We start from the raw sequence: 23,491 nt of genomic DNA on the forward strand, positions 1-23,491 counted from the left end.
CCGCTGCCGTTCCCCGCGCCAAGACCCCAACCCAGACCCCGACCCGACCCGGGCCCCGCCACGACCCCGACCGCGGGTCGGCCCCCGACCGCCGTGGCAGGGCCCCGACTGCCGTGGCAGTACCCCGACCGCCGTGGCAGTACCCCGACCCCAACCACCCCCGACCGCAGTTCGCCAGCGGCCGCCGCTAGATTGACGCGCATGCCGCGTTTCTACCTGACCACCGCCATCGACTACGCGAATGGCGATCCACACCTCGGCCATGCGCTCGAGAAGATTGGTGCCGATGTGATTGCCCGGTACCGCCGCCGTTGTGGCGACGACGTGCATTTGCTGATCGGCATGGACGAGCACGGACAGAAAGTGCAGCAGACCGCCGCGAAGGCCGGGGTGCCTCCCCAGGCGTTCACCGACGAGATCGCGGCCCGCTTCCAGTCCATGTGGGCCAAGCTCGGCATCAGTTACGATCAGTTCATCCGCACCACCGAAGCGCATCACAAGGCCGGCGTCGCCGCGCTCATTCGCCGCATCGCCGCACACAACCCCGACGACTTCTACGAGCGCTCCTACACCGGCAGATACTGCGTCGGGTGTGAAGCGTTCAAGCAGGACGCCGACATCGACGCCGACGGCAAGTGCGTGCTGCACCCCACCCGCGTGCTCGAGGAAGTGGAAGAGCGCAACTGGTTCTTCCGGCTGTCCAAGTACCAGGACTTCCTGCGCGACCTGCTCACCACCAACCCGTCGTTCTGCGAGCCTGAGAGCCGTCGCAACGAGATCCTCGGCCTGCTCAATCAGGGGCTCGAAGACGTCTCGGCGTCGCGCGCGCGCCTCGACTGGGCAGTGCCCTTTCCCCTGCCGTTGTCGAACGGGGAGACGCAGGGGACCTACGTCTGGTTCGACGCCTTGCCGAACTATCTCACGGCCACCGGATTCCCGGAGGACGGGTTCGAGCAGCGGTGGCCGGCCGACCTGCACATCATCGGCAAGGACATCACGCGCTTCCACGCCGTGATCTGGCCGGCCATGCTGCACGCCGCCGGGCTGCCGCTGCCGCGGCAGGTATGGGCGCACGGCTTCGTGCAACTGGGCGGCGAGCGCTTCTCCAAGAGCGCCGGCGTGAAGCTCGATCTGGGCGAGGCCATTGATCGCTTTGGTGCCGATGCATTCCGCTATGTCCTGCTGCGCGAGGTGCCGTTCGACGGCGACGGCAACTTCTCGTGGGAACGCTTCGAGGAGCGTTACACCAGCGACCTCGCCAATGCCTTCGGCAACCTCGCCAGCCGCGCCATGGCGATGGTCGAGAGATACTGCGACGGCGTCGTGCCGCGTGCCGCGCGCCCCGACGAAGAGGCGGCCGACGAGGCCGACCTGGCCGCCTATCATGCGGCCATGCACGGCGAGCACGGCTGGCTGCTGCACGACGGACTGACTGCCGTGTACCGCATGACGCAGCGCGCGAACGAGTATACGGCAGCGACCGCACCGTGGACCGTGGCCAAGGATCCGGCCCGGCGCGCCGAGTTGGAGGTTATCCTGGCGTCGCTCATTCGCCGCATTGCGCGGCAGACGCTGTTGCTCGCCCCGTTCATGCCAACCAAGACCGCACAGGTCTGGGCCCAGCTCGGGGGGCCGGCCGACTTCGAGGCGCAGCGCTACGACGCGCTGCCGTCACTCGATGCCGGTGGCTGGACGGTGACCAAGGGCGACCCGCTCTTCCCGCGCCCGGCCTGACCAACCACCCGAGGTCTGGGCGGCCCGGCGCGAGCCGGGCCTTACCGCTTCTCGAAATCCACCGTGGGTACGGCGCGCGCCGCCGCATCCGTCACTTCGAAGTACTCACGGGCCTTGGCGCCCGTGGCCTTGGCCGTGAGGACCGCGGGGAACTTGCGGATGTACTCGTTGTACTGCCGCACCGCATTGTTGTAGTCGGTCCGCGATACGGCAATGCGGTTCTCCGTCCCCGTGAGCTCATCCTGCAGGCGCAGGAAGTTCTCGTTGGACTTGAGTTCCGGGTACGCCTCGATCGCCACCGTCAGGCGGCCCAAGGCGCCCGTGAGCTGCGCGTTGGCGTTGGCCAGCTCCGCCGGATCGGACCCGCCCGGCTTCTGCAGGGCCCCCACCAACCCCGCGCGGGCCTGCGTCACCTCGGTAAGCACCTTCTCCTCCTGCGCGGCAAACCCCTTCACGGTGTTCACCAGATTGGGAATGAGATCGGCGCGCCGCTGCAGCTGGGCATCGATGTTCTGCTTGGCCTGGGCGGCCGTTTCATCGTACGCCTGAATGCTGTTGTACCCACACGCCCCGAAGGCGAGCGGCATGGTGAGCGCGACGATCAGCGCGCGACGACGGGTCTGATGCAAAAACGCCACGGAACACTCCTGGATGATGACGTTGAGGATGCGATGGAAAGCTACTGCGGAGGCAGGCCGGCCATGTCGCCCTGCCCCGGCAACTGGAAGCGATTGAGATAGGCCACGAGAGCCGTCATCCCCGCTACATACCCCTCCAGCACGCGTTCGGTGTCGCCGGACGGCATCGCCGAACCGCGCTTGTAGGCCAGCACCTGTTCAAAGGGTGCCGCCGGAAAGCCGCACCGGGCGCTCACGGTGGCAATGACCTGGGCACTGTCGCGCGGCGGCACGTCACCCTGCAGGCGCATGACGCCGCGGAAGATGACCAGCAGCGTGCTGAGGCTCGCGCGCAGCAGCTCCTGCTGTCGGGCGTTGTCGGTCCCGGCCAGCATGACGCCCCGGCGCAGCCGCAGCAGCTTGCCCATGGCCTCCTGCTCCACCTGCAACCGCAAGTCGGAGAGCGAGACCGTGACCCCCTCCAGCGGCAACGAGCCGGCCAGTACGCGATGGCGCTCGAGAATGTCCGCGTACTCCATGGGGAACACGTCGGCCGACGACACCCACTCGGCCGTGGTCAGTTCGAGCACGGGAGGGTTCCCCGCCTCCTGCCAGGCGCGCATCGTCTGGCCGAGCGCCCGGAGTGAGGCGAGCGACATGGTGTGCACGATGGCCAACACGTTGAGGTCCGAGCGGCCGGCAATGTCCTCGCCACTCGCGGCCGAGCCGTACAGCACGACGGCCTGCAAGGCCTCGCCGTGCACGCGCGTCAGCTGCGCGACCAGTTCATCGAGCGTCATCGTCTTCGCTGCCATGTTCATGCCTTACCAGTCAGAGCCACCGCCACCACCGCTGAACCCGCCACCGCCGCCGAATCCACCGAACCCGCCGCCACCGCCTCCCCCGAAGCCGCCGCCGCCCCACCCGTGCGACCCGCCCGTGTAGATCACCGGCCCCGGGACAGGAATGGGGAGGCACCCCACGCATCCCCGTCGCCGTCGCCCGCCAAACGAGCTGAGCACGAACAGGATGATGATGATGACCAGGACCGCCGGAAAACCGTCGCCATCGGGACGACTGCGTGAGGAGCGCCGTGGCTCCCGCGGCTGCCCGTCGAGCGTGACGTTGAATGCCGCGGCATAGCGATCGGCCACCTCGAACGCGATGGCCTCGATGGCACCGCCGTAATCCTGGGCGCGAAACCGCTCACCCTGCTCGCGGCAGAGCGCCCCGGCCGTGGCGTCGGTGAGAAACCCCTCCGCGCCCTGCCCCGTCTCGATCCGGCAACGACCGCGGCCATCCTGCGCCGTCTCCTTGGGAACAATGAGAATGACCACGCCGGCGTTGCGGGCCGCGTCGCCGATCTGCGCGTCCGCGCCGATCTTCCACTCGCGTCCCAACCGCAGGGCCGTCTCTTCTACCGGACGTCCCGCCAGATCCGGGAGCGTCACGACCACCATGTCGCCGCGCGTTGCGGCGTTGAGCCGCTCCGCCAACGCCGTCAGGCGCCGTTCCGCCTCGTCGGGAATGACGTTGGCGAAGTCGTTGACATAGCCCACCGGTTGCGGCAACGCCGGCGGTTGCGCCCCCAGCGGTGCCGCCGCGCCCATGATGGCGAGGAGCCACACCAGCCACGATGGTCGTCCCTTGGGTCGGTTCATGTGCACAGGGGAACTATACTCCCGCGCCATGGCCAAAGTGCCAGCCCGCGCCCGGCTCAACTCGCCCCCGGACCGTGCGCGCTGCGGCTCGGGGCGCTAGGCTTCTGGCATGGCCCGTACATCCCCCGTTCTGCGCGCTGCGGCGCTCCTTCTCTGGCTGGGCGCCACGGCCGCCTGCGGGCGGGCCGATGCCGCCGCCCGCCAGCGCTCCGGTGGCGCCGACTCGACGGCGACCGCGGCGCGACCGGCGTCGGCCACGGCCGCCCAACCGGTCATCGCGGGGGGCGACTCGCTGGCGGATATGGCCTTGATGCAGAAGGCCGATCGCAGCCGCCTCATGGGACCGGAAAGTGCCATGTGGGTCGTCATGATCAGCGACTTCCAGTGCCCCTACTGCAAGCAGTGGCACGATTCGTCGATGGCACGGCTCAAGCGGGACTACATCGATCCGGGGAAGATCCGCTTCGCGTACCTCCACCTGCCCCTCGAAAGCATTCACCCGCACGCGCGCGCGCAGGCGCAGGCGTCGCTGTGCGCCGGGGCGCAGGGGAAGTTCTGGGAGTACGCCGACGGCATCTTCGACAACTTCGCCACGGCGCGCGGCATGAGTGATGTGTCGCCGCTCCTCTCCCGGCTCGCCCGCGATCTGTCGCTCGATGTGCCGGCGTTCGACAAGTGCCGCGTGTCGGCGCCCATCGCGAACCTCGTGAACAACGACATCGCGCAGGCCACGCAGGCCGGCGTGCAGTCCACGCCATCGTTCATCATTGGCAATTTCCTGGTGAAGGGCGCGCTCCCGTATCAGGACTTCCGTCAGGCCATCGATACGGCGCTGGTCATGGCGCGGTCGGCCAAGGGTCGCCCCGGCCGCTGAGTCGGCGCGCAACCATTCGTCGCTCATGCATTCGGCGTTGCGTCCTTGGTACCAGGCAGCAACCGGCATGGCGAATGTGCTGGCCTCCATGGCCCCCAGTGCATCGGGCAAGGTCTGGCGCTCGCTGCGGGCACGACGCGGGCTGCTCGACCGGTGGGCCGCGCAGACGGCACGCGCGCGTGACCGTGCGCGACCGCTCGTGTGGTGGCACGCCCCGTCGGTAGGAGAGGGGCTGCAGGCGCGCCCCGTCGCCGAGGCGTGGCGCACGGCGCACCCAGGTATGCAGCAGGCGTATTCGTTTTTCTCGCCCAGCGCCGAGCAGTTCGCCCGCTCGGTCCACGCCGATTTCACCGAGTACCTGCCGTTCGATACCGTGCGCGGGGCGGAGCGCCTGCTCGACCTGCTGCAGCCTCGTCTGCTGGTGTTCGTGAAGCTCGATGTGTGGCCGGTACTGGTGGAGCGCGCGGTGGCCCGTGGCGTACCCGTGGCCCTGCTCAGCGCCACGCTGGCCGAAGGATCGGGGCGACGTTCGTTCCTGTCGCGGGCGCTGCTGCGCGATGCGTATGCCGCCCTCTCGCTGGTGGGGGCCATCGATGCGGCGAACGCCGAGCGCCTCATCGAGCTTGGCGTGCCGCGCAGCCGCGTGCGGGTGACCGGCGATACGCGCTTCGATCAGGTGTGGCGGCGCGCCACGGCGGTGGATCGGACGTCGCGCCATGTGCGCAGCACCGCCAGCGATCGGCCAACACTGGTGGCCGGCTCCACCTGGCCCAGCGATGAGGCGGTGCTCATGGCGGCGTGGGAGTCCCTGCGCCGTGCGCTGCCGTCGGCGCGGCTCATCGTGGCCCCGCACGAACCCACCGCGGCGCATCTGGCGCCGTTGCTTACCTGGGGACGCACGCGCGGCATGCGCACGGTCACCCTGGGCGAGCTGGAGCGCGGGGAGGCCGACCCCAACGCCGATCTGATCGTGGTGGATCGCGTGGGGGTGCTGGGCGATCTGTATGCGCAGGCCACGGCGGCGTACGTGGGCGGGGGCTTTCATCGCGCCGGCCTGCACTCGGCCATCGAACCGGCAGCCTTCGGCGCCCCCGTACTCTTCGGCCCGCGACATGGTGGGAGCCGCGAGGCAGGGCTGCTGCTGGCGGCGGGCGGAGCCACCGCGGTGAACGGTACGGCGGAGCTGGAGAATGCCCTGGGGCGGTGGCTCGGCCATCCCGGGGCGTGCGGCACCGCCGGTCACGCGGCCCGCGCCGTGGTGGAGGCCGAACGTGGTGCCACCGACCGCAGTGTGGCGCTCGTCTCCGAGTTGCTCGCGTAGCCGTTCGCCATCGTGGCCACCGGACCGTACGATTCACGTATGTCCGTTCCCTGCCCGGTGACCGGCGCATGACGCGCATGACGCGCATGACGCGCATGCGCGCGGTACTCGCGCTGCTGGGTTCGCTGGCGCTGGCGGCCGCGTGTACCCCAGGCGCTCGCGCGCCTGCCTCGGCATGGGATGCCACCGGCAGCACGCTGGTTCAGCCCCCCGGGCTCACCGGGCGCACCACGCTGCGTGGTGTGCTCATCGATTCGCTGGTCACCAACGACACGCTGCGCGGCGCCCTCGTGTCCGTCGAAGGGCGCGAGGGCGCCGTGCTCACCGATGCGCACGGCGCGTTCGCACTCGACAGCGTGGCCCGAGGCGCGCAGCGGTTGCTGGTTCGGCATCCGGTGCTCGACTCCATCGGCGTCACGACGCTCCCGGTCCCGCTCGTCGTGACCGACAGTGCACCACGATTCGTGGGGCTGCCCACGCCGGAGCTGTTTCTCAGCGCCCTGTGCAAACCCACGCGGCAGGGCGGCACCGGGGCGCTGCTGGGCACGGTGCGCCGCGCCAGCGATGACACGCCGCTTCCTGGCGTCGAGGTGATCGGCGCGTGGCGCTCGAGCGATTCGAGCTTCGCGGGATCCGGGAGCCGACCGCGCGCGCGGGTGCGTACCGACGCCGACGGGCATTTCGTGCTGTGTGGTGTTCCGCGCTTTTCTCCGGTGGAGCTGTGGAGTGCCGCCCATGCGGACGACGCGGCGCATCTGCGCGTGCAGCTGGGCGCGCGCGTGCTGGCGGGCTACGATCTGTCGGTGGATCCCGTGGCCCCCGCACGGGACAGCGTGCCGAGGGCGGTGGCACCGCGTACGGTCGCCCCTCGCGCCGAGGTCCGGCCGGCGCGCGTGGCGGGGCGTATTCTCACCCTGGCAGGCGACGGCCTCCCCAACGTGACGGTGAGCATCGACCGCCCCGGGCGCCGCACGGTGTCCGACGCGGCCGGTCGTTTTGTCATCGACAGTGTGCCGGCGGGCATTCGCACGCTGGAAGTCCGGGCGATCGGCTTTCAGCCACAGCGCCTGGGGGTGAACGTGCGCCCCGGCGAGCAGGTGGATCGCGACATCACCATCGATCGCAATCTCGCCGTGCTGGGCACCTTCGTGGTGCGCGCATCACGTACCGCCGCGTGGGACTCCGCCGGCTTCGAGGAACGCCGCAAGAAGGGCACCGGGTACTTTTTCGAGCGCGAACAGCTGGCGGGGGTCAACGACCTGTCCACCGCCCTGCGCATGGTTCCCGGCATTCGCGGGCGCTCCAGCGACCGCAGCCAGCGCCTGGTGGCGGGCCGTGGTACGGGGTGCTTTCCCGCGTTCGTGGTGAACCGGGTGCGCTTCGATGCCGGGGGCGCCATTGGCCCCGAGGCCATGATTCGCGCCCAGGACATCCGGGCCATGGAGGTGTACACCAGCCGATTGTCCACACCGCCCGAGCACCAGCGCTACGGCGACTGCGCGGTGATCGTCATCTGGCTGCGCGATCCGCAAGCGGAGATCGAGTCGCGGAAGAAATGACGCGCGGAGCGGCGGCGTGTGCGCGCCTCAGCGCGTCCAGACGATCACCGCGCCACAGTCGGTCTCCGGGCGCGCAAACACGCCGGGCACCGCGGTGCCGCTGTTGTACACCTCGATGGCCGCCACCATGTCGATGGGCACGAAATTGTCCATGCGCCCGCCGTTGGTGTTGATGAGCGTGCCGTCGAGGATGAGCGCGAGCGGGCAGTAGCCGGTGCTGATGCTCAGGCGCGACCCGAAGATCTGCGTATCGCCCACGCCGTTGCGCTGCACGGTGATGTTGCCCCGACCGCGCAGCAGGTCGCTGAGCAGCTGCGGCTTGCGCATGGCCACTTCTTGGCGGTCGATGAAGAGCCCGCGAATGGTGGCGCGGCGCTCCTCGAACCCCTTGAGCCGGCGACTCATACGGTCGTATTCCGCCGTGACCCGCATGGTATCGAGGCGGGTGGTGTTCACACCCAGCAGCGGCGTGAGCCGCACGGCGGCTTCGATGGAGTCGATGGCCGCGAGGGTGGCGGTGAACACCACCGGCTCGAACCCGACCTTGCGCGCGCGCACGAAATACGGACCGGGCGCCAGGTCGCGAAAGAAGAACCGGCCCGTGGAGTCGGTGAGCGTAAAGAAGTTGGTCCCCATGGCCTGGATCTGCGCGCGCGCCACGGGTTCACCGGAGGGGGAGAGCACACGACCGGTGAGAAGGTTGGACGGCGCGCCCGGGCGGCGCGGCCCCGCTGGCGTCGTGGACGCCGGCAATGCGGCGGTGATGACCTGGCTGAAGGTCACGTCGGTGGTGCCGGTGGCCCGTGCACTGTCGGCGGTCAGTCCCGCTGGCGCTGCGAGCAGCGGGGCGCCGCTGCGGCCGCGCACGGCGGCGGCGGCAATGCTGTCCTCACGCGCCAGGGAGTCCGCTGCGCGCTTGGCCAGCTGCCACACTTCGTCTTCCACCAGACGCAGGCGGACTTCCGCCACCACGCCGTTGGCGATCTGCAGGTCGAAGCCGGCCGGTTCGTAGGCATCGCGCAGCACTTCGAGGCGCAGCGTGCCCGCCGCAATACCCTCAATGCGGAAGCGGCCCACGGAGTCGGAGCGCGCTTCCCATTTGCGCGCATTCGCGCCGCGCTTGCCGGCCTCGCGCACGGTCAGCTGCGCATCGCGAATGGTGCGTCCGGCACTGTCCACCACCACGCCGGCAATGCCGGTCACGGGCGCCGCGGCGGCGCCGGACTGCGCCGCCAGCTGCCCCATGGGCATGGTCAGGACCGCGCAACCGGCGGCAAGGAACGCCGCGCGCCGGGCGCGCCGCGGGAAGAGCGAGGACATGATCGTGGTGTGGGTCGTCAGCGGGGGGTCGCGTTGAGGCGGGTGCGCAGATCGCCGGCAATGCGCGCCTCGAGGGCGCCGGTGGAGGAACAGCTCACACCGGAACCGGGGTAATTGGGGTTCTCCGCACTCGCCACGACGACCGTGGTGAGCTTCGTGCTCCCCGTCCCCGCGTCGGCCACATTGGTCAGCACCGACATCTTGATGGTGTAGGTCTCGGCGTTGGGCATGCCGGAGCTCCCGCCGCAGTCGAACAGCTTGCGAGAGGGCATGTCGCCAAGCTTGCGGCGAAACTTGTACCCTTCGTTGCCGATGGTACCGGCTGCCGCGTCACGGACCGTGAGTGGCAGCGGAAGCCCGGCAAACACCGCCTCGAGTGCCGTGAACACGGCAGCCCGCGAGGCGGCCACAGTGGTCTCCACGCCATCGGTACGCTTCGTGACCTCCAAGCCGAAGCCGCGCGTTCCGCCGCCCGTTCCCATAGGCACACTGGAGACCGGAGCGGCCGCCACATCGGGCGCCTTGCCGGCCTGGCAGGCGGTGAGCAGCGAAGCCGCGGCAAGGGCGACGCAACGCATGAGCGGAGCTCTGGTGGCGAAAGACATGACGCCTCCGGACGAAGTGAGGGTTGTGTGACGGCCGGTGGTACCGCTCCCGCAAGATACCCGAAGCGGTGGGCCAAAGTTCGAAGCCGCCGCCTCCCGAGGGAAGCGGCGGCTTCGGTCCCACCAGGGCCGCCGAGGTTACTGCTCGGTCGTATCGAGATGACGATCGGGCAGGAAGCGCATGCCGACGTTGGCGAACTCGCCACCCTGCGGCGCACGCGAACCGACCACCGACGGCGCAAACACGATGGCCGTGATGATGCTGCGACCCACCTGGAAGCCGACGAGCGGATTCTGCGCCGCCGTGCCCACCTGCCCGGGCAGGCCGCTGCTCGGCGACATGGTCACGGGCGTCGTGGTGCCGGTAGGCGCCACGTCCCAGCGGTACAGCAGCGAGCCCACCGGGCGCGCCGCGAGGGTGAGATACGCCGTGGCCGCGAGCGGCGCGACGTTGGACGCCGTGGGGGCGCCCGTCACCCCGGCCGCCGCTTCACTCGGCTGCACCCACACATCCACGTTGCCCACGCCCGCGGCCGCATGAATGGTGCGCACGCCAACCGCCGTGGCGGCGAGCGTGGTGGGGAGCACATCCTCGGTGATCACGAGGCGGTGACGCGGCGTGGACCCGGCGCGGGAGAAGCCGAACGACATGATCGTGTAACGCTTCCCCGCCTCGAAGTTGAACGTCGTGTCGATGTGCTGCTGCTGCGCCACCGAGATGAGGTTGCCGTACTGCTGCGGGTTGGTGAAGATGCGCATGCGGCGGGTGCCGGCACGGGCGCGCTGGTACGGGGTGAACTGACGGAAGGTCATGCCGGCGAACTGCGGCGAGCCTTCAACGTCCCCATCGACGAAGCGGAAGTCGAGCGCACTGGTGTCGCCGACCGCGTTCACGTAACGCACGGACGCGGCCGGAGCGAGTTGAGTGGCAACCCCGCTCACTTCGTCGGTGCTGCACGCCGACAGAGCGGCGGCCGCAGCGATCAGGGAGGAGAGATGACGGAAACGCATCTAGTGACTCCGGAATGGAAACGACACGGGAATGCGGACCGAAGCTGGCCCGGGACCCGTAGGCGGTTTGGAGGGATCGGTTTCGACGCTGGTATTGCCGTCGAGGAAGCTGCGTGTGGCAATGAAGGCGACGACGGCCGCGGCCGCGCCGCCGGCCACCAGCCAGCTGCGAGACCGCGAGAGTTCTCTCCGGCGCACCGTCCCTACGAAGGCCGACGCGACGCTCAGCGACTCGCCAGCCCAGGTGGAGGTGGTACGACGGAGGGTGACCGTCTGCTTCATGGCCAGCGTGTAGCTGCTGTCGGTCTTGCGCACGAGCGTTCCGCGGAGCTCATCGATTTCCGGTTCGAGCCGCTCGTTGAGCGCGACCCGGCCGCGATCGGTGACCACGAGCGCGATCTCCTGCCCCGGCACCGGCGTACCGGTGACGGGGACATAGGAGTAGCAGGCACTGGAGACCAGTACCAGCGCAGTGGGCAGGATCGCAGCCGCTCGACGCATCGGTGTCTGGCGAGGCCTTAGAAGCCGTAGGTGCCGCGCTGCGAGCCACCGGGCTGGCCAACGCCACCCATGTTGTTGAACGGCTGCACACGCACGTCACGCTCCTGCCACGGCACCGGGAAGTGAATCGGCGTGCCTTCCGGCAGATCGCCCCAGCCACGCATGTCGAAGTACCAGGCGCCGTAGGCGATGTACGCCATCTCCATGCGCTTTTCCCACTTCATGGCTTCGAGGATGTTGCCGCAGCGCGTCGTGAAGTTGCCACCGCTGAACACCGGGATGCGCGGCACGCAGCTGCTGCCGCCCGCCACCGGCGTGTTGAGATCGGTGATGCCATCCACACCCGGCAGACCACCGCGGCTCACGCGGGTGTTGTTGATCATCGTCGCCGCGAGGGTGAAGTTGCCGGTGCGAATGGCGCCTTCCGCGATCAGCCCCCACATCTCGGGCATGACCATGTGCGGGAACGTGCCAATACGCGCGGCGTTCTGGAACGCCTGGAAGCGGCCGTGGTCGTACCACGAGAAGCCCCAGGTGCCGTCGGCGGCAGCGCCGTCGTTGGCGATCACGCGATTCCGGAAGTACACGCCCGTGGGCAGCACCGCCCCCTGCCCGCCACCGTTCGACGACGCCTGCTGCGCCGCACGGTCGTTGCCGGCCGGGAAGCGCCGATCCGGCGTGCGGATGAGGAACGGCTGCCGGTTGAGCAGCGGCTGGTTGAGCCACGCCTGATACTGCGCGCCGGTGCTGTCCGCCATGCCGATGATCATCGGCGTCATCACGTGCCAGTTGGTGCCCGTGTAGTGCTGCACCACCCACGCCTGCGTCCAGCCGGTGGCGGGGTTCATGCTGATGTTCAGGTCAGCCGTGATGCCGTTCTGCGCATCGCTGATGACCTGCCCCCAATTCACCGCCTGCCGCTCGGCCGGCGTACGCGCCACCTCGGCGCGGAAGCGGGCGCGATACGAGCGGATGATGCGCTGGAAGAGATCAGCCGAGACGCTACCGGTCGACAGGTTGAGCCACGACGCGGGGAGCGGGAACCCACCGGCTCCAGCCGCGGCCGTGTTGCTGGCATCGGCGAGGGCGTCATCGAGCTGCTTGATGGCCGCCTTCATGACCGAGTCGTAGGACACCAGCGCCGGCACCGCTTCGCCGCCCGGCACCACGACGGCTGCCGAGTCGTACGCCAGGGCCAGATTGCCGAGCGCGAGGCCGAGGATGAAGCGGCCATAGGCGCGGGCGCGCAGGTCCTGCGCCGGCGTACCAAGGGTGAAGCCCGTAGTGCCCAACCGCTCGAGGGCGATGGTGGTGGAGCGCGCCAGTCGCGACAGACCGTTGAAGTCGTTCGAGACCGAGGCGCTGCCCGGGTTGTTGGGGAAGTTCAGGATGGGCGTGCGCGGCAGGCCGGCGCGCGGTCCCATGTTGAAGTTGGCGAGTCCCGTGTAGTTCTCGTGGGACATCACCTGGAACGAGTTGTTCAGGTTGTCGTTGCTGCCACCGGTCGTGTTGTTCACCACCTGGTTGAAGCCACCAGCCAACAGGTTTTCGACGTCACTCGGCCGGGCCAGCGCGCGCGTGATGTCGGCGTTATTGGGGTTGGTGACCGCCAGATCAGTTGAGCACGCCGCGAGCGACAGCGTCGCCACGCCTGCGAACAGAACGGAACGGAAATGGAGTCGCATCAAATCTCTCGGAAAGGTGGGAGCGGTGGCGCGCCGCCACTGCGGGCGCGCGCCACCCCCCCGCGTGGTCAGAACGTGGTGCCGATCGACAGCGTGACCGTGCGGATGTTCGGGAACGTGAAGTTGTCGAAGGCGTTGAGCACGCCCGACCCGGCCTGACCGGAGTTGCCGGACACGCCGACTTCAGGATCGAACCCGCGGTAGCTCGTCCACGTGTAGAGGTTGCGGCCGATGAGGCTCACGCTCCAGTCACCCACGTTGCGCACCTTGCCCACGCGGTACGAGATGAGCATTTCCCGCAGACGCGCGAAGGTGGCCTTTTCCACGTTGAAGTCGTTCGGACCGAGCACGTCGTAGAGCCCGCCAATGCCCGCCGCGTTGTCCGGCGGACCGGCGCGGTAGTAGTACGACATGGGACGCGCGGTGGCCGTGGTCTGGCCAGCCTGGTCGGAGCCGCCCCACATGAAGTCGAGCAGCGACCACGCCAACCCCTGGTTCTGCACCGCGCGACCCACGGTCGCGTCGATGAGGCCGTTCACCGTGAGACGCTTGTACGTCAGCGTCTGCGAGGTGGACCAGCGGAAGGTGGGCAGCGCCTGACCGATGGCGCTCACGCGGCCCGGGTTGTTCGTGGCCAGCGTGGTGTCACGCACGATCATGGGGTGGCCCCACGCCGTCGCCACACCGAAGGGCGCCGCGGTAGCCGGCAGGGTGGCCTGCCACAGGTTGCGCGCAATGCCATCCTGCAGCGAGTTGCCCTGGCCAACCCACACGATGTAGCCGTCGGAGTTGCGCTGGAACGCGCTCCCCTCGCCGCCACACTGCGACTGGAAGGCGCCCGGCAGCTGGCCGCAGCTGCGCACGAACGAGCGGCCGTACATCGTGCCGTAGGGCACGCCCGCTTCGATGCGGAAAAGACCGCCCGAGTTGGTCACGTTGGCGTTGCCGAAATTGTAGGCCGGCACGTTGAGCTCGGTGACTTCCGAACGGATGCGGTCGTACGTCAGGCGCGCCGTGTAGTTCAGGTTGCGGCGGCTGATGATGGGCATGTTGAGCGACACTTCGAACGCGCTGTTCTGCAGCGTGCCGGCGTTCACCCACTGGCTGGTGAAGCCCGAGGCGGCCGGGAGGGGCGGCTGCAGGATCTGGTCGCTCACGCGCGTCCGCGCGTAGGTGATGTTGCCGCCGAGGCGGTTGAAGAGCTCGAAGTCGGCGCCCACTTCCGTTTCGCGCGCGATTTCCGGACGCAGGTTGGCGTTGCCGAGCACGCCCGGCACGGCCACACCGGCGGCGTTGAGCGAGAACGTCTCGTACTGGGCGGCGAAGCTCGGACGGCCACCGGCCGTACCGTACGACGCGCGCAGCTTGAGTTCGTTCATCTGCGGCAGGAACCACCACCCTTCTTCCGTCACGCGCCACGCCAGCGAGCCGCGGCCGAACGTCTGCCAGCGCTGCTCGGAACCGAAGAGCGACGAGCCGTCACGACGCAGCAGGGCGTCCACGATGTAGCGGTCCTTGTACTCGGCGTTCACCGAGCCGAAGTACCCGATGCCGCGAATGGTCTGCTGGAACGACGACCCGGTACGCGTGGTGGCCAGCGTGTTGCCGATCTGCGGCACGCCCTGCAGCTGCAGCTGCGTACCCTGCGACACGACCTGGTTGAACTGCTGCTCTTCCGCGATGTAGCGGAGGGTGTAGCGCGTGCGCAGGTTTTCCATGGGCTCCCAACGCGCCGTGGCGTTGAGGCTGGCGTTGTACGACTGCGAATTGGTGTTGAAGCGGAACACGTTGCCGTTGTTCGTGGCCGGGTTGTTCGCCGTGGTACGGAACCCCTTGTCCGTGTTCTGGAAGCCGATCGCGCGGCTGTTGTCGAACGAGTAGTTGGCTTCCAGGTCGAGCCACGTGAACGGCGTGTAGCGCGCCGTGGAGCCGATCAGGAAGCGGTCGTTCTGGTCGAGGCGATCGATGTTCTGCAGCGCATACAGCGGGTTTTCGTTCTGCAGCCCCGCGCCCTGGAGGTTGGGGCGGATGAACAGGCGGCCACGGCTGTCGGTACGCGTGAGGTCCACGAGGGGCGGCACGCGCGTGAGGCGGAAGAACACGCTGCCACCGCCGTTCTCTTCGTTCTGACCGTCCTGCTGCGAGCGGCTGAAGAAGGTGTTGGCCGAGAACGAGAACTTGTCGGTCACCTGCTGGTCGACGTTCAGGCGCATCGAGTTGCGCTGGAAGCCCTGCAGGAACCGCACATTGCCCTGCTGGTCGAGACGGTTGACCGAGCCGAAGAAGGTGGTCTTCCCGTAGCGGCCGGTCACGTCAAGGTTGTTGATCGTGGTGGGCTGCGGACGGAACAGCTGGTTCACCGCGTCGAACGTCTGCACCGGCCACTGGTTGGCCTGGTAGATGTTGCGCAGCTGTGCGCCCTGCGAACCGGCGCCCGGGTCGATCGGGAAGCCGACCGGCGTGTTGGCGAAGTCCGTGACCGTTTCGTTCACGGCCAGCGCTTCGCGGGCGTAGTCGACGCTGCGGTAGCAGCCGAACGACATGCCCGGCACCGACGGCGCCGAGGTCGTGCAGAGGCGCGTGCCCGTTTCGTCGGTGAAGAGGCCGTGCCGCTGCGCGATACCGATCTGACGCTCGAGGTCGCCCGTGCCGATTTCCGAGCGGAAGCCGAACTTGATCGAGTTCTGCGACGAGGTCTTGCCCGTCTTGGTCGTGATCTGGATGACGCCGTTACCGGCACGCGCGCCGTACAGCGACGCGGCGGCAGCGCCCTTCACGACTTCCACCGACTCGATGTCTTCGGGGTTCAGGTCGGGGAGGCCGCCGTTGATGATGATGCCGTCAACGACGTACAGCGGTTCCTGCGTACGGCCCGACGCGTTGATGGACGTAGGCGCGCGCAGGATGACGCTGGGCTGCGCACCCGGGCGACCCGACGCCGCCACGATCTGCGCACCGGCCACCTTGCCCTGCAGCTGCGTGAGCGGGTTGGTGGCGGGCACCGGCATCTGGTCGGAGGTCACGCGCGCCACCGTGAAGGGCGTCTTCGTCTGCTCCGTGGCGCCGGTCACACCGGTCACGACCAGTTCGGTCAGCCGGTTGACGTCCTTCTGCAGCGCGAAATCGAACGTCTGATTGCCGCGGCTCACCGTGAGCGGACGGGCGATTGACCGGTAGCCGATCGCACGGGCGCGCAGCTGGACCAGCTGGTTCCGCGCCCGCTCGGCCGGAATGGTGATGGTGTAGCGACCCTGCGCGTTCGTGCCGACGGAGATCGCCAGCTCCACGATGTACACGTTCGCGTTCTCGAGCGGATCACCAAACTCGCTCTTCACGGTACCGGTGATCACCGCCGGTCCCTGCTGTGCCTGCGCCGCCAACGGCGACAGGGACAGTGCCAGGGCCAGAGGCGCCCGGTACAGCCACCGCATCAATCTCGACATGCTCAGCCCTCGGCCTTGAAAAAGCCGGAAACGGGGGAGAGGAACTGTCGGTTGCGGCACGTGGACCACGGAGCCGCAACCATGCGAAGAGCCGTCCGGCACCGTGGGGGGTGCGAATGGACGGCGTTGCCGACCCCGGAGGCGGGGCCGGCTCGCGCACGCCCCCGCTGGGCTGGGGGCGATTGCAAAAGCCGAAGTCACGGCAGTAACCCAGGCAGCGTGACGTACCGCTGATGGGTTCCATACCGAGCCTCGGCTATGTGAACAGCAATGGTATCGGATTCGTCACTGAAATCAATCCTGTCCGTCCCAACGGGCCGAATCGTCGGGGCCGCCGCGTTTCTTTACGTGTTTCCCTCTCAAAACCGGACCGTTCCCCTTGACCTCGGCGGCGAAATGCGTAAAGCACGGTACGGCTTGTCCCGGGAATGAAACCGGCGACGGCCCCCCACCGTCTTCGGCGGGTTGGGCCGGCGCCTGTCCCCGCGCGGCGGATCAGCGCCGGACCAGCCCCGCCGGCGTCCAATTGAAGCCGATGGCCACGGTCTCATCGGTCCCCACGAGATCGGAGCCGCTGAAGCTGGCGGCCACCCGCACCCCGAACTGGCGGTTCACCTGCCAGTGCCCGCCAATGTCGAAGTTGGCGCTCAGCGTAGACCGGGAATCGTTGCGTGGACCACAGCGGCCGCAGGCGTCCACCGACAGCCGCGGGTGCACGAACGGGGTGAGGGACATGCCCTGGTCGAGGTCGAACGTGTGCCCCACGCTCACCCCCAGTGGCACACGAAATTTCGTGGCATTGCCACCGAAGGCCGCCCCCACGGCGGCAGTGAAGAGCACATCCAGCGGCTGATCGGCGCTGGCGCGGGTCAGCTCCTTGCCGAGGCCGCCGCCGAAGAACACCAGGGGATCGACCTGACCTTTGGGGTCGGCAAAGCCGGCGTCGAGCTGCCAGTGCAGCCCCGCTCCCGCGCCCTCACGCCACTGAAACAGGAACGAGGTGCCAGCCCCGCCCACGATCCCGCCGGTATAGTCGCGCGTACTCGCCCGCGGGGTCTGCATGGCGGGATAATTGAACGCCTGGGCGCCGACCGCCTCGAGCGGAACCACCGCGGCACTCGCCGCCAGCACCATCGCTGCCACACTGACTTGGCTCAGACGCTGCCACGCAGAACACACCATGCCACGCTCTCCTGGTCGAAGGGGAAGGTCAGGCTGCACGTTAGCCTGAAGCCATCGCGGCTTGTACCTCCCGCGCACGGCCGTGATCCGTGCGGCGGCGCGTTGTGTGATTCAGCGCACGCGGGACCGGTAGGTGCGCGACAGGCGCAGCGTGGTGCCATCCCCCAGCACCAGCAGGCCGTCTCCGCCCGGCAGCGGGGTCATCTCCCGCACCCGATCCATGTTGACCACCACGCGCCGGTGAATGCGCACGAACTGCCGCGGATCGAGGGCCGCGTCAATGGCGGTGATCGTCCCGCGCGTGCGGTATCGCTCCCCCGCCGTGTGCACGCGGATGTAGTTGCCGTCGGCCTCGAACCAGTCGACATCGGCGAGGGGCACGAAACGCGTCCGCCGCCCTTCCCGCACGAGCACGCGCAACGGCCGCGCCGCGGAGGTGGACCGACCACCATCCTCCTGCGACAGGTCCAGGACCGCCTCGTCGCTCGCCTCGCGCGGCCCTGCCGCTCGTCCGTCGGCGGCCTTGCCCGGCCCGCGCCACGGCGACGAGGCCACCAGCGTCCCCGTGTTGGCGGCGCCGACCGCGCGTCGGGCACGGGCCGCGTCGCCGCCGGTACCGGTCGCGGCCCCCGCTGGGGCCGGCATCACGCCACGGGTGCGGAAGAGGGCGGCGAGGTCCATGCCGCTGGTGGCGCCGGCTTCGGCCAACAGCCGTTGCAGTTCGTCGGCGGTGCGCAGCAAGGCCAGCTGGAGCGCCTGCTGCCTGGCGCGCCCCACCGCCTCCTCGAGCCGCCCCGCCGCCGTGGGCCACAGGACGAAGTCGGTGGCCTGCAGCTCGAAGGCCGACACCGCCTCCTCGTCGCTGGTGCCCACGAAAATGAGCCCAGCGGGACGATGCGCCGGCGCCAGCGACCGGATCAGCGCAAACCCGGAGCCATCGGTCAATCTGGTGGCGACGATGGCAAGATCGGGACGCTGGGTGTCCAGCACGGCCGTCGCGGCGCGTGTATCGGGCGCCTGCCCGAGCAGAACGAGGTCGAGCGCCGAGGCCACCTCGGCCAGCTGCGCATGCAGCGTGCCGGAGAACTGGCCCAGTACCGCAACACGGAGGGACATGGAAAGCGGGGGAGTGACGCGAAGAGCACCGCGGCCACGTGCCTCAGGTACGCGGCCGCACCGCACGACGGCGAGTGTCTCTTTCCTACGCCGCACACGCGATGACCGTTGTACCACCAACGCACAACGCCAGCCGAGGCGCCGGCTGGCGTGTGTGTTCGTACTGTACGCTCATGCTGTTCGGTCGTCGCGGTGGCTCGTCGGGCACCGCTCTGCACGACGAGCCCCGCGGCGACACCCGCGCCTCACATGGGGCGCGCTCCTCCCTCCCTACCAATACTCAGACGGCGCTGGCCTGTTCCGTGACGACCCGCACGGCATCGTCCACGACCTGCAGAAACCCACCGTCCACCTGAAAACGCTGCTCGCCACCGGCCGTGTCCACGCGCAGCACGCCGCGCCCCAACAGGGTCATCAGCGGCGCGTGCATCGGCAGAATGCCGACTTCCCCATCGAACGCCGGGGCGATCACCCCGCGCGCGGCGCCTTCGTACAGCACCCGCTCCGGGGAGATCACCGACACCTTGAGCTCGGCCACGGATCAGCCCTGGAGCTTCTTCGCGTTGGCCACCACGTCTTCCACACCGCCGGCCATGAAGAACGCCTGCTCAGGGAGGTTGTCGAACTCCCCGGCGCAGATGCGCTCGAAGCTGGAAATGGTCTCCTCGAGCTTCACGTACTTGCCGGGGATGCCGGTGAACTGTTCGGCCACGGCGAACGGCTGCGACATGAAGCGCTGCAGGCGACGGGCCCGGCCGACGATCTTCTTGTCGTCTTCCGAGAGTTCGTCCATGCCCAGAATGGCGATGATGTCCTGGAGCTCCTTGTAGCGCTGCAGGATGCGCTGCGTGGTGGTCGCCGCGGTGTAGTGGCGCTCGCCCACGTACTGCGCATCGAGAATGCGCGACGTCGAGTCGAGCGGGTCCACCGCGGGGTAGATGCCCAGCTCGGTGATCTTGCGGTTGAGCACGACCGTGGCGTCGAGGTGCGCGAAGGCCGTGGCCGGCGCCGGGTCGGTGAGGTCGTCGGCGGGCACGTAGATGGCCTGCACCGACGTGATGGAGCCGTTGCGCGTGGAGGTGATGCGCTCCTGCAGTTCACCCATTTCCGTGGCCAGCGTGGGCTGGTAGCCCACGGCGCTGGGCATGCGCCCGAGCAGCGCCGACACTTCGGAACCGGCCTGCGTGAAGCGGAAGATGTTGTCGACGAAGACGAGCACGTCGGCGTTCTCCATGTCGCGGAAGTACTCGGCGACCGTGAGACCGGCAAGGGCCACGCGCAGACGCGCCCCCGGTGGCTCGTTCATCTGCCCGTAGATCAGCGCGACCTTGTCGAGAATGCCCGCTTCCTGGAACTCGAGGTACAGGTCATTCCCTTCGCGCGTGCGCTCACCCACGCCGCAGAACACGGACTTGCCGCCGTGTCCCTTCGCGACGTTGTTGATGAGCTCCTGGATGATGACGGTCTTGCCCACGCCGGCGCCGCCGAAGAGCCCGATCTTGCCACCCTTCACGAACGGGGCGACGAGGTCGACCACCTTGATGCCCGTCTCGAAGACTTCCGTCTTGGGCTCGAGGTTGACGAAATCGGGGCGCTTGCGGTGGATCGGCCAACGCTCGGCATCGGCCGGAATCGGCGCGCCATCGTCCACCGGGTCGCCCAGCACGTTGAGAATGCGGCCGAGGGCCGGCGCGCCCACGGGAACCGTGATGGCGCTGCCGGTGTCGACCACATCCATGCCGCGCGTGATGCCGTCGGTCGACGACATGGCGACGGCGCGCACCTGGTTGCGGCCGATGTGCTGCTGGACCTCGGCGGTCACTTTGATGGTCTGGCCGTCGGGCGTGATCGCCGAGACGGTGACGGCGTTGTAGAGCTCGGGCAGGTGATCGTTCTCGAAGGCCACGTCGATGACGGGACCGATGACCTGAACGATCTTGCCGACTGCGGTCGGTGCGGCAGTGGTAGCCATGAGTGCGTACTGGATATGGTGAAACGTCAGCCCTGCAGTGCCGATGCACCGCCGACGATTTCGGCGATTTCCTGCGTGATTTGCGCCTGACGCGCCGAGTTGTAGGTGCGCTTGAGCAGCTGCAGCATCTCGGTGGCGTTGTCGGTGGCGTTCTTCATGGCCGTTCGACGGGCGCCCTGCTCACCGGCCGCCGTTTCCACGAGGGCGCGGTAGATGGTGTTGCGCACATAGAGCGGCAACAACGCTTCGAGGATGTCGTCGGCCGAGGGGGCGAGGATGAACTCGCGCGCCACGGCCGCGCCTCCGGTCGCCGACGGCGCCACGACCGGCAGCACCTGTTCGGTGGCCGGCGGCGTGGAGAGCGCCGACTTGTACTTGGCGTAGGTGATGAACACGGCGTCGAGATCGCCCGCCGCGTACCGCGTCATCAGGTCGTCGATGAGCGAGGCGGCGTCGGCCGAGGTGGGCCGATCGCCGATGTCCGCCCGCGCCCCGGCGAGCGTCCGCCCGAGGTACTTGTAGAAGCCGATCCCCTTGCGCCCGACCACATGGAGCTCGACGGACACGCCCTGTCCTTCCCACTCCGCCAGTCGTGCACGCGACTCCCGCAGCAGGTTGGTGTTGAACGCGCCGCAGAGTCCACGGTTGGCGGTGAGCACGACGAGCGCGGCCCGCCGGATCTGCGTGGGCCGCCGCAGCAGCGGGAACTGCTCCGCCAGCTCCGGGGTGTACACGTGCGACAGCACGTCGCCGAGTGCCAGCGCGTACGGCCGCGCGGCACTCACGCGGTCCGCCGCGCGCTTCATCTTGGACGTGGCCACCATTTCCATCGTGCGCGTGATCTTGCGCGTGTTCTCGACGGACTTGATGCGCCCCTTCAGTTCGCGGCCCTTGGCCATGAGTCAGTTACCCGGGGCTCAGGCCGCGAACGACTTCGTGTACTGCTCGATGGCGCGCTTGAGCTCGGCCTCGGCGTCCTTGGCCAGCGCCTTGGTGTTGCGCATGCCGTCGAGGATCTGCGGGAACTGCGCCCGCAGGTACTCGAGGAAGCCCTTCTCCCACGCGCGCACCTTGCCGGTGTCGATGGTGTCGAGGAAGCCGTTGGTCACCGCATAGATGACGGCCACCTGCTCCTCGAAGGGCAACGGCGAGTACTGGCCCTGCTTGAGGATTTCCACGGTGCGCGCCCCGCGCTCGAGCTGCCGCTTCGTGGCCGCATCGAGGTCCGACGCGAAGGCGGCAAAGGCTTCGAGCTCGCGGAACTGCGCCAGATCGAGACGGAGACGGCCGGCCACGCTCTTCATGGCCTTGGTCTGCGCCGAGCCGCCGACGCGCGACACCGAGATGCCGACGTTCACGGCCGGGCGGATGCCGGCGTTGAACAGGTCGGTCTCGAGGAAGATCTGGCCGTCGGTGATGGAAATGACGTTGGTCGGGATGTACGCCGACACGTCGCCGGCCTGCGTTTCGATGATGGGAAGCGCGGTCAGCGACCCGCCCGGCTTGAGGATGTTCGTGCCGTCGACCACCGCATCGTCTTCGCGCAGCTTCGCGGCGCGCTCGAGCAGGCGGCTGTGCAGATAGAAGACGTCACCGGGGTAGGCTTCGCGGCCCGGCGGACGACGGAGCACGAGCGACAGCTGCCGATACGCGGCGGCCTGCTTGGAGAGGTCGTCGTACACGCACAGCGTGGGCTTGCCCTCGTTGTACATGAAGTACTCGGCCATCGAGCAGCCCGAGTAGGGCGCGATGTAGAGCATCGGCGCCGGATCGGAGGCCGAGGCGGCGACGATGATGGTGTACTCGAGCGCGCCGGACTGGCGCAGCTTCTCGACCACGGAGGCGATGGTGGACGCCTTCTGGCCGATGGCGACGTACACGCAGATGACGCCCTGGCCCTTCTGGTTGATGATGGTGTCGATCGCGACGGCGGTCTTGCCGGTCGAACGGTCGCCGATGATGAGCTCGCGCTGGCCGCGGCCGATCGGGATCATGCTGTCGATGGCCTTGATGCCGGTCTGCAGCGGCTCCTTCACGGGCTGGCGCACGATGATGCCGGGGGCCGGCGATTCGACCTTGCGGAAATGGGTGGCGCGGATCTCGCCGAGACCGTCGATGGGACGGCCCAGGGGATCGACGACGCGCCCGATGAGCTCGGGGCCGACCGGCACTTCGAGCACGCGCGCGGTGCGGCGGACTTCGTCGCCTTCCTTGAGCTGGAGGTAGTCACCCAGGATGACGGCGCCGATGTTGTCCTCTTCGAGGTTCAGCGCCATGCCGGTGATGACCTGCTTGGTCTCCGACGACGTGAACTCGAGCATCTCGCCGGCCATGCACTTGCCGAGGCCGTAGATGCGGGCGATGCCGTCCTTCACTTCGAGGACGCTGCCGACTTCCTCGACGTTGAGATCGGCGAGGTCGGCGGCCTCGATCTCACGGAGGAGGATGTCCTTGATTTCGCCGGGACGCAGGGCGGTCTGGGTGGCCATGATGCGAGGCGTGTATTTTCTGTGGAAACGCGCGGAGGAACGCGTACGAAACGCGTGCGATGCGAATTCGGAAACCGCTGTGGGTGATCGCTGCGAGAGCGATTCGGGTATAGCTTGTGAAAATTATCACAAGCGAGTGGCGAGAGCAACCCGCGTGTGCCCGACACGCTGCTGGGCGCGTCGAGTTGAAGGCGGCGATGGCGGAACGGCGGCGGAACGGCGGCGGTCGGGGGTGGTTGGGGTCGGGGCACGGCCACGGCGGTCGGGGTACTGCCACGGCAGTCGGGGCCCTGCCACGGCGGTCGGGGGCCGACCCGCAGTCGGGGTCGTGGCGGGGCCCGGGTTGGGTCGGGGTCGGGGTTGGGGTCTGGGCGCGGGGAACGGCAGCGGGGGCCGGGGTC

General features: G+C 68.6%; 19 protein-coding genes. 4 read left to right on the forward strand and 15 right to left on the reverse strand.

Going from position 1 to position 23,491, the window contains the following annotated elements:
* The first annotated feature begins 201 nt into the window (after window positions 1–201).
* Window positions 202–1,734 (forward strand): methionine--tRNA ligase, encoded by a 1,533-nt coding sequence (metG, locus tag LW840_RS16465; protein ID WP_291273376.1) that lies wholly within the window; start codon window positions 202–204, stop codon window positions 1,732–1,734.
* Between the two features lie 41 nt (window positions 1,735–1,775).
* Here the strand turns inward: metG and LW840_RS16470 are convergent, their stop codons facing one another.
* From LW840_RS16470 to LW840_RS16480, 3 genes are read right to left on the reverse strand one after another with little or no spacing between them, the layout of a single operon-like run.
* Window positions 1,776–2,372 carry a LemA family protein gene (locus tag LW840_RS16470; protein ID WP_291263430.1) on the reverse strand — a complete coding sequence of 199 codons (597 nt, stop codon included), beginning with the start codon at window positions 2,370–2,372 and terminating at the stop codon, window positions 1,776–1,778.
* A 41-nt stretch (window positions 2,373–2,413) separates the two neighbouring features.
* The gene (locus LW840_RS16475) at window positions 2,414–3,172 is read right to left on the reverse strand and encodes a nucleotidyltransferase domain-containing protein (RefSeq protein WP_291268388.1); all 759 of its coding nucleotides are present in this window, start codon (window positions 3,170–3,172) and stop codon (window positions 2,414–2,416) included.
* A gap of 3 nt (window positions 3,173–3,175) precedes the next feature.
* Window positions 3,176–4,012, reverse strand: coding sequence for a TPM domain-containing protein (locus tag LW840_RS16480; protein ID WP_291277396.1), 837 nt, complete (start codon window positions 4,010–4,012; stop codon window positions 3,176–3,178).
* Window positions 4,013–4,121: 109 nt separating this feature from the next.
* On the opposite strand from LW840_RS16480, the gene LW840_RS16485 reads away from it, so the two are divergent.
* From LW840_RS16485 to LW840_RS16495, 3 genes are all read left to right on the forward strand, one after another.
* Window positions 4,122–4,886 (forward strand): DsbA family protein, encoded by a 765-nt coding sequence (locus tag LW840_RS16485; RefSeq protein WP_291277397.1) that lies wholly within the window; start codon window positions 4,122–4,124, stop codon window positions 4,884–4,886.
* A gap of 67 nt (window positions 4,887–4,953) precedes the next feature.
* Complete coding sequence (locus LW840_RS16490; protein ID WP_291277398.1) at window positions 4,954–6,207, forward strand: glycosyltransferase N-terminal domain-containing protein; 1,254 nt, start codon at window positions 4,954–4,956, stop codon at window positions 6,205–6,207.
* Between the two features lie 77 nt (window positions 6,208–6,284).
* Window positions 6,285–7,766, forward strand: a complete 1,482-nt coding sequence (locus LW840_RS16495; RefSeq protein WP_291277399.1) for a carboxypeptidase regulatory-like domain-containing protein — start codon at window positions 6,285–6,287, stop codon at window positions 7,764–7,766.
* Window positions 7,767–7,793: 27 nt separating this feature from the next.
* Here the strand turns inward: LW840_RS16495 and LW840_RS16500 are convergent, their stop codons facing one another.
* From LW840_RS16500 to atpA, 12 genes are all read right to left on the reverse strand, one after another.
* Complete coding sequence (locus tag LW840_RS16500) at window positions 7,794–9,086, reverse strand: carboxypeptidase regulatory-like domain-containing protein (RefSeq protein ID WP_291277400.1); 1,293 nt, start codon at window positions 9,084–9,086, stop codon at window positions 7,794–7,796.
* Window positions 9,087–9,103: 17 nt separating this feature from the next.
* Window positions 9,104–9,664, reverse strand: coding sequence for a hypothetical protein (locus LW840_RS16505; RefSeq protein ID WP_291277401.1), 561 nt, complete (start codon window positions 9,662–9,664; stop codon window positions 9,104–9,106).
* Between the two features lie 165 nt (window positions 9,665–9,829).
* On the reverse strand, window positions 9,830–10,702 hold the full coding sequence (locus LW840_RS16510) for a DUF4397 domain-containing protein (RefSeq protein WP_291277402.1): 873 nt from the start codon (window positions 10,700–10,702) through the stop codon (window positions 9,830–9,832).
* Window positions 10,703–11,203, reverse strand: coding sequence for a hypothetical protein (locus LW840_RS16515; protein ID WP_291277403.1), 501 nt, complete (start codon window positions 11,201–11,203; stop codon window positions 10,703–10,705).
* Window positions 11,204–11,220: 17 nt separating this feature from the next.
* Entirely contained in the window at window positions 11,221–12,852 is a 1,632-nt protein-coding gene (locus LW840_RS16520) for a hypothetical protein (protein ID WP_291277404.1), read from the reverse strand.
* 104 nt (window positions 12,853–12,956) lie between these two features.
* The gene (locus LW840_RS16525) at window positions 12,957–16,331 is read right to left on the reverse strand and encodes a SusC/RagA family TonB-linked outer membrane protein (protein ID WP_291277405.1); all 3,375 of its coding nucleotides are present in this window, start codon (window positions 16,329–16,331) and stop codon (window positions 12,957–12,959) included.
* A 495-nt stretch (window positions 16,332–16,826) separates the two neighbouring features.
* Window positions 16,827–17,513 carry a hypothetical protein gene (locus LW840_RS16530; protein WP_291268619.1) on the reverse strand — a complete coding sequence of 229 codons (687 nt, stop codon included), beginning with the start codon at window positions 17,511–17,513 and terminating at the stop codon, window positions 16,827–16,829.
* Between the two features lie 111 nt (window positions 17,514–17,624).
* The gene (locus LW840_RS16535; RefSeq protein ID WP_291268618.1) at window positions 17,625–18,629 is read right to left on the reverse strand and encodes a LytTR family DNA-binding domain-containing protein; all 1,005 of its coding nucleotides are present in this window, start codon (window positions 18,627–18,629) and stop codon (window positions 17,625–17,627) included.
* Window positions 18,630–18,909: 280 nt separating this feature from the next.
* On the reverse strand, window positions 18,910–19,167 hold the full coding sequence (gene atpC, locus LW840_RS16540) for an ATP synthase F1 subunit epsilon (RefSeq protein ID WP_291263400.1): 258 nt from the start codon (window positions 19,165–19,167) through the stop codon (window positions 18,910–18,912).
* 3 nt (window positions 19,168–19,170) lie between these two features.
* The gene (atpD, locus tag LW840_RS16545) at window positions 19,171–20,601 is read right to left on the reverse strand and encodes a F0F1 ATP synthase subunit beta (protein ID WP_291268617.1); all 1,431 of its coding nucleotides are present in this window, start codon (window positions 20,599–20,601) and stop codon (window positions 19,171–19,173) included.
* 26 nt (window positions 20,602–20,627) lie between these two features.
* Window positions 20,628–21,500, reverse strand: a complete 873-nt coding sequence (atpG, locus tag LW840_RS16550; protein WP_291263402.1) for an ATP synthase F1 subunit gamma — start codon at window positions 21,498–21,500, stop codon at window positions 20,628–20,630.
* Window positions 21,501–21,518: 18 nt separating this feature from the next.
* A complete protein-coding gene (atpA, locus tag LW840_RS16555; RefSeq protein WP_291277406.1) occupies window positions 21,519–23,090 on the reverse strand; it encodes a F0F1 ATP synthase subunit alpha in 1,572 nt (523 codons plus the stop codon).
* Between the last annotated feature and the right edge of the window lie 401 nt (window positions 23,091–23,491).

It is taken from the genome of Gemmatimonas sp., assembly GCF_021298855.1.
Taxonomy (GTDB): Bacteria; Gemmatimonadota; Gemmatimonadetes; order Gemmatimonadales; family Gemmatimonadaceae; genus Gemmatimonas.

Coding starts and splice junctions, on each gene's coding strand:
- metG (WP_291273376.1), top strand. CDS start 202: ATGCCGCGTTTCTACCTGACCACCGCCATCGACTACGCGAATGGCGAT.
- LW840_RS16475 (WP_291268388.1), bottom strand. CDS start 3,172: ATGAACATGGCAGCGAAGACGATGACGCTCGATGAACTGGTCGCGCAG.
- LW840_RS16480 (WP_291277396.1), bottom strand. CDS start 4,012: ATGAACCGACCCAAGGGACGACCATCGTGGCTGGTGTGGCTCCTCGCC.
- LW840_RS16485 (WP_291277397.1), top strand. CDS start 4,122: ATGGCCCGTACATCCCCCGTTCTGCGCGCTGCGGCGCTCCTTCTCTGG.
- LW840_RS16490 (WP_291277398.1), top strand. CDS start 4,954: ATGGCGAATGTGCTGGCCTCCATGGCCCCCAGTGCATCGGGCAAGGTC.
- LW840_RS16495 (WP_291277399.1), top strand. CDS start 6,285: ATGACGCGCATGACGCGCATGCGCGCGGTACTCGCGCTGCTGGGTTCG.
- LW840_RS16500 (WP_291277400.1), bottom strand. CDS start 9,086: ATGTCCTCGCTCTTCCCGCGGCGCGCCCGGCGCGCGGCGTTCCTTGCC.
- LW840_RS16505 (WP_291277401.1), bottom strand. CDS start 9,664: ATGCGTTGCGTCGCCCTTGCCGCGGCTTCGCTGCTCACCGCCTGCCAG.
- LW840_RS16510 (WP_291277402.1), bottom strand. CDS start 10,702: ATGCGTTTCCGTCATCTCTCCTCCCTGATCGCTGCGGCCGCCGCTCTG.
- LW840_RS16515 (WP_291277403.1), bottom strand. CDS start 11,203: ATGCGTCGAGCGGCTGCGATCCTGCCCACTGCGCTGGTACTGGTCTCC.
- LW840_RS16525 (WP_291277405.1), bottom strand. CDS start 16,331: ATGTCGAGATTGATGCGGTGGCTGTACCGGGCGCCTCTGGCCCTGGCA.
- LW840_RS16530 (WP_291268619.1), bottom strand. CDS start 17,513: ATGGTGTGTTCTGCGTGGCAGCGTCTGAGCCAAGTCAGTGTGGCAGCG.
- LW840_RS16535 (WP_291268618.1), bottom strand. CDS start 18,629: ATGTCCCTCCGTGTTGCGGTACTGGGCCAGTTCTCCGGCACGCTGCAT.
- atpD (WP_291268617.1), bottom strand. CDS start 20,601: ATGGCTACCACTGCCGCACCGACCGCAGTCGGCAAGATCGTTCAGGTC.
- atpG (WP_291263402.1), bottom strand. CDS start 21,500: ATGGCCAAGGGCCGCGAACTGAAGGGGCGCATCAAGTCCGTCGAGAAC.
- atpA (WP_291277406.1), bottom strand. CDS start 23,090: ATGGCCACCCAGACCGCCCTGCGTCCCGGCGAAATCAAGGACATCCTC.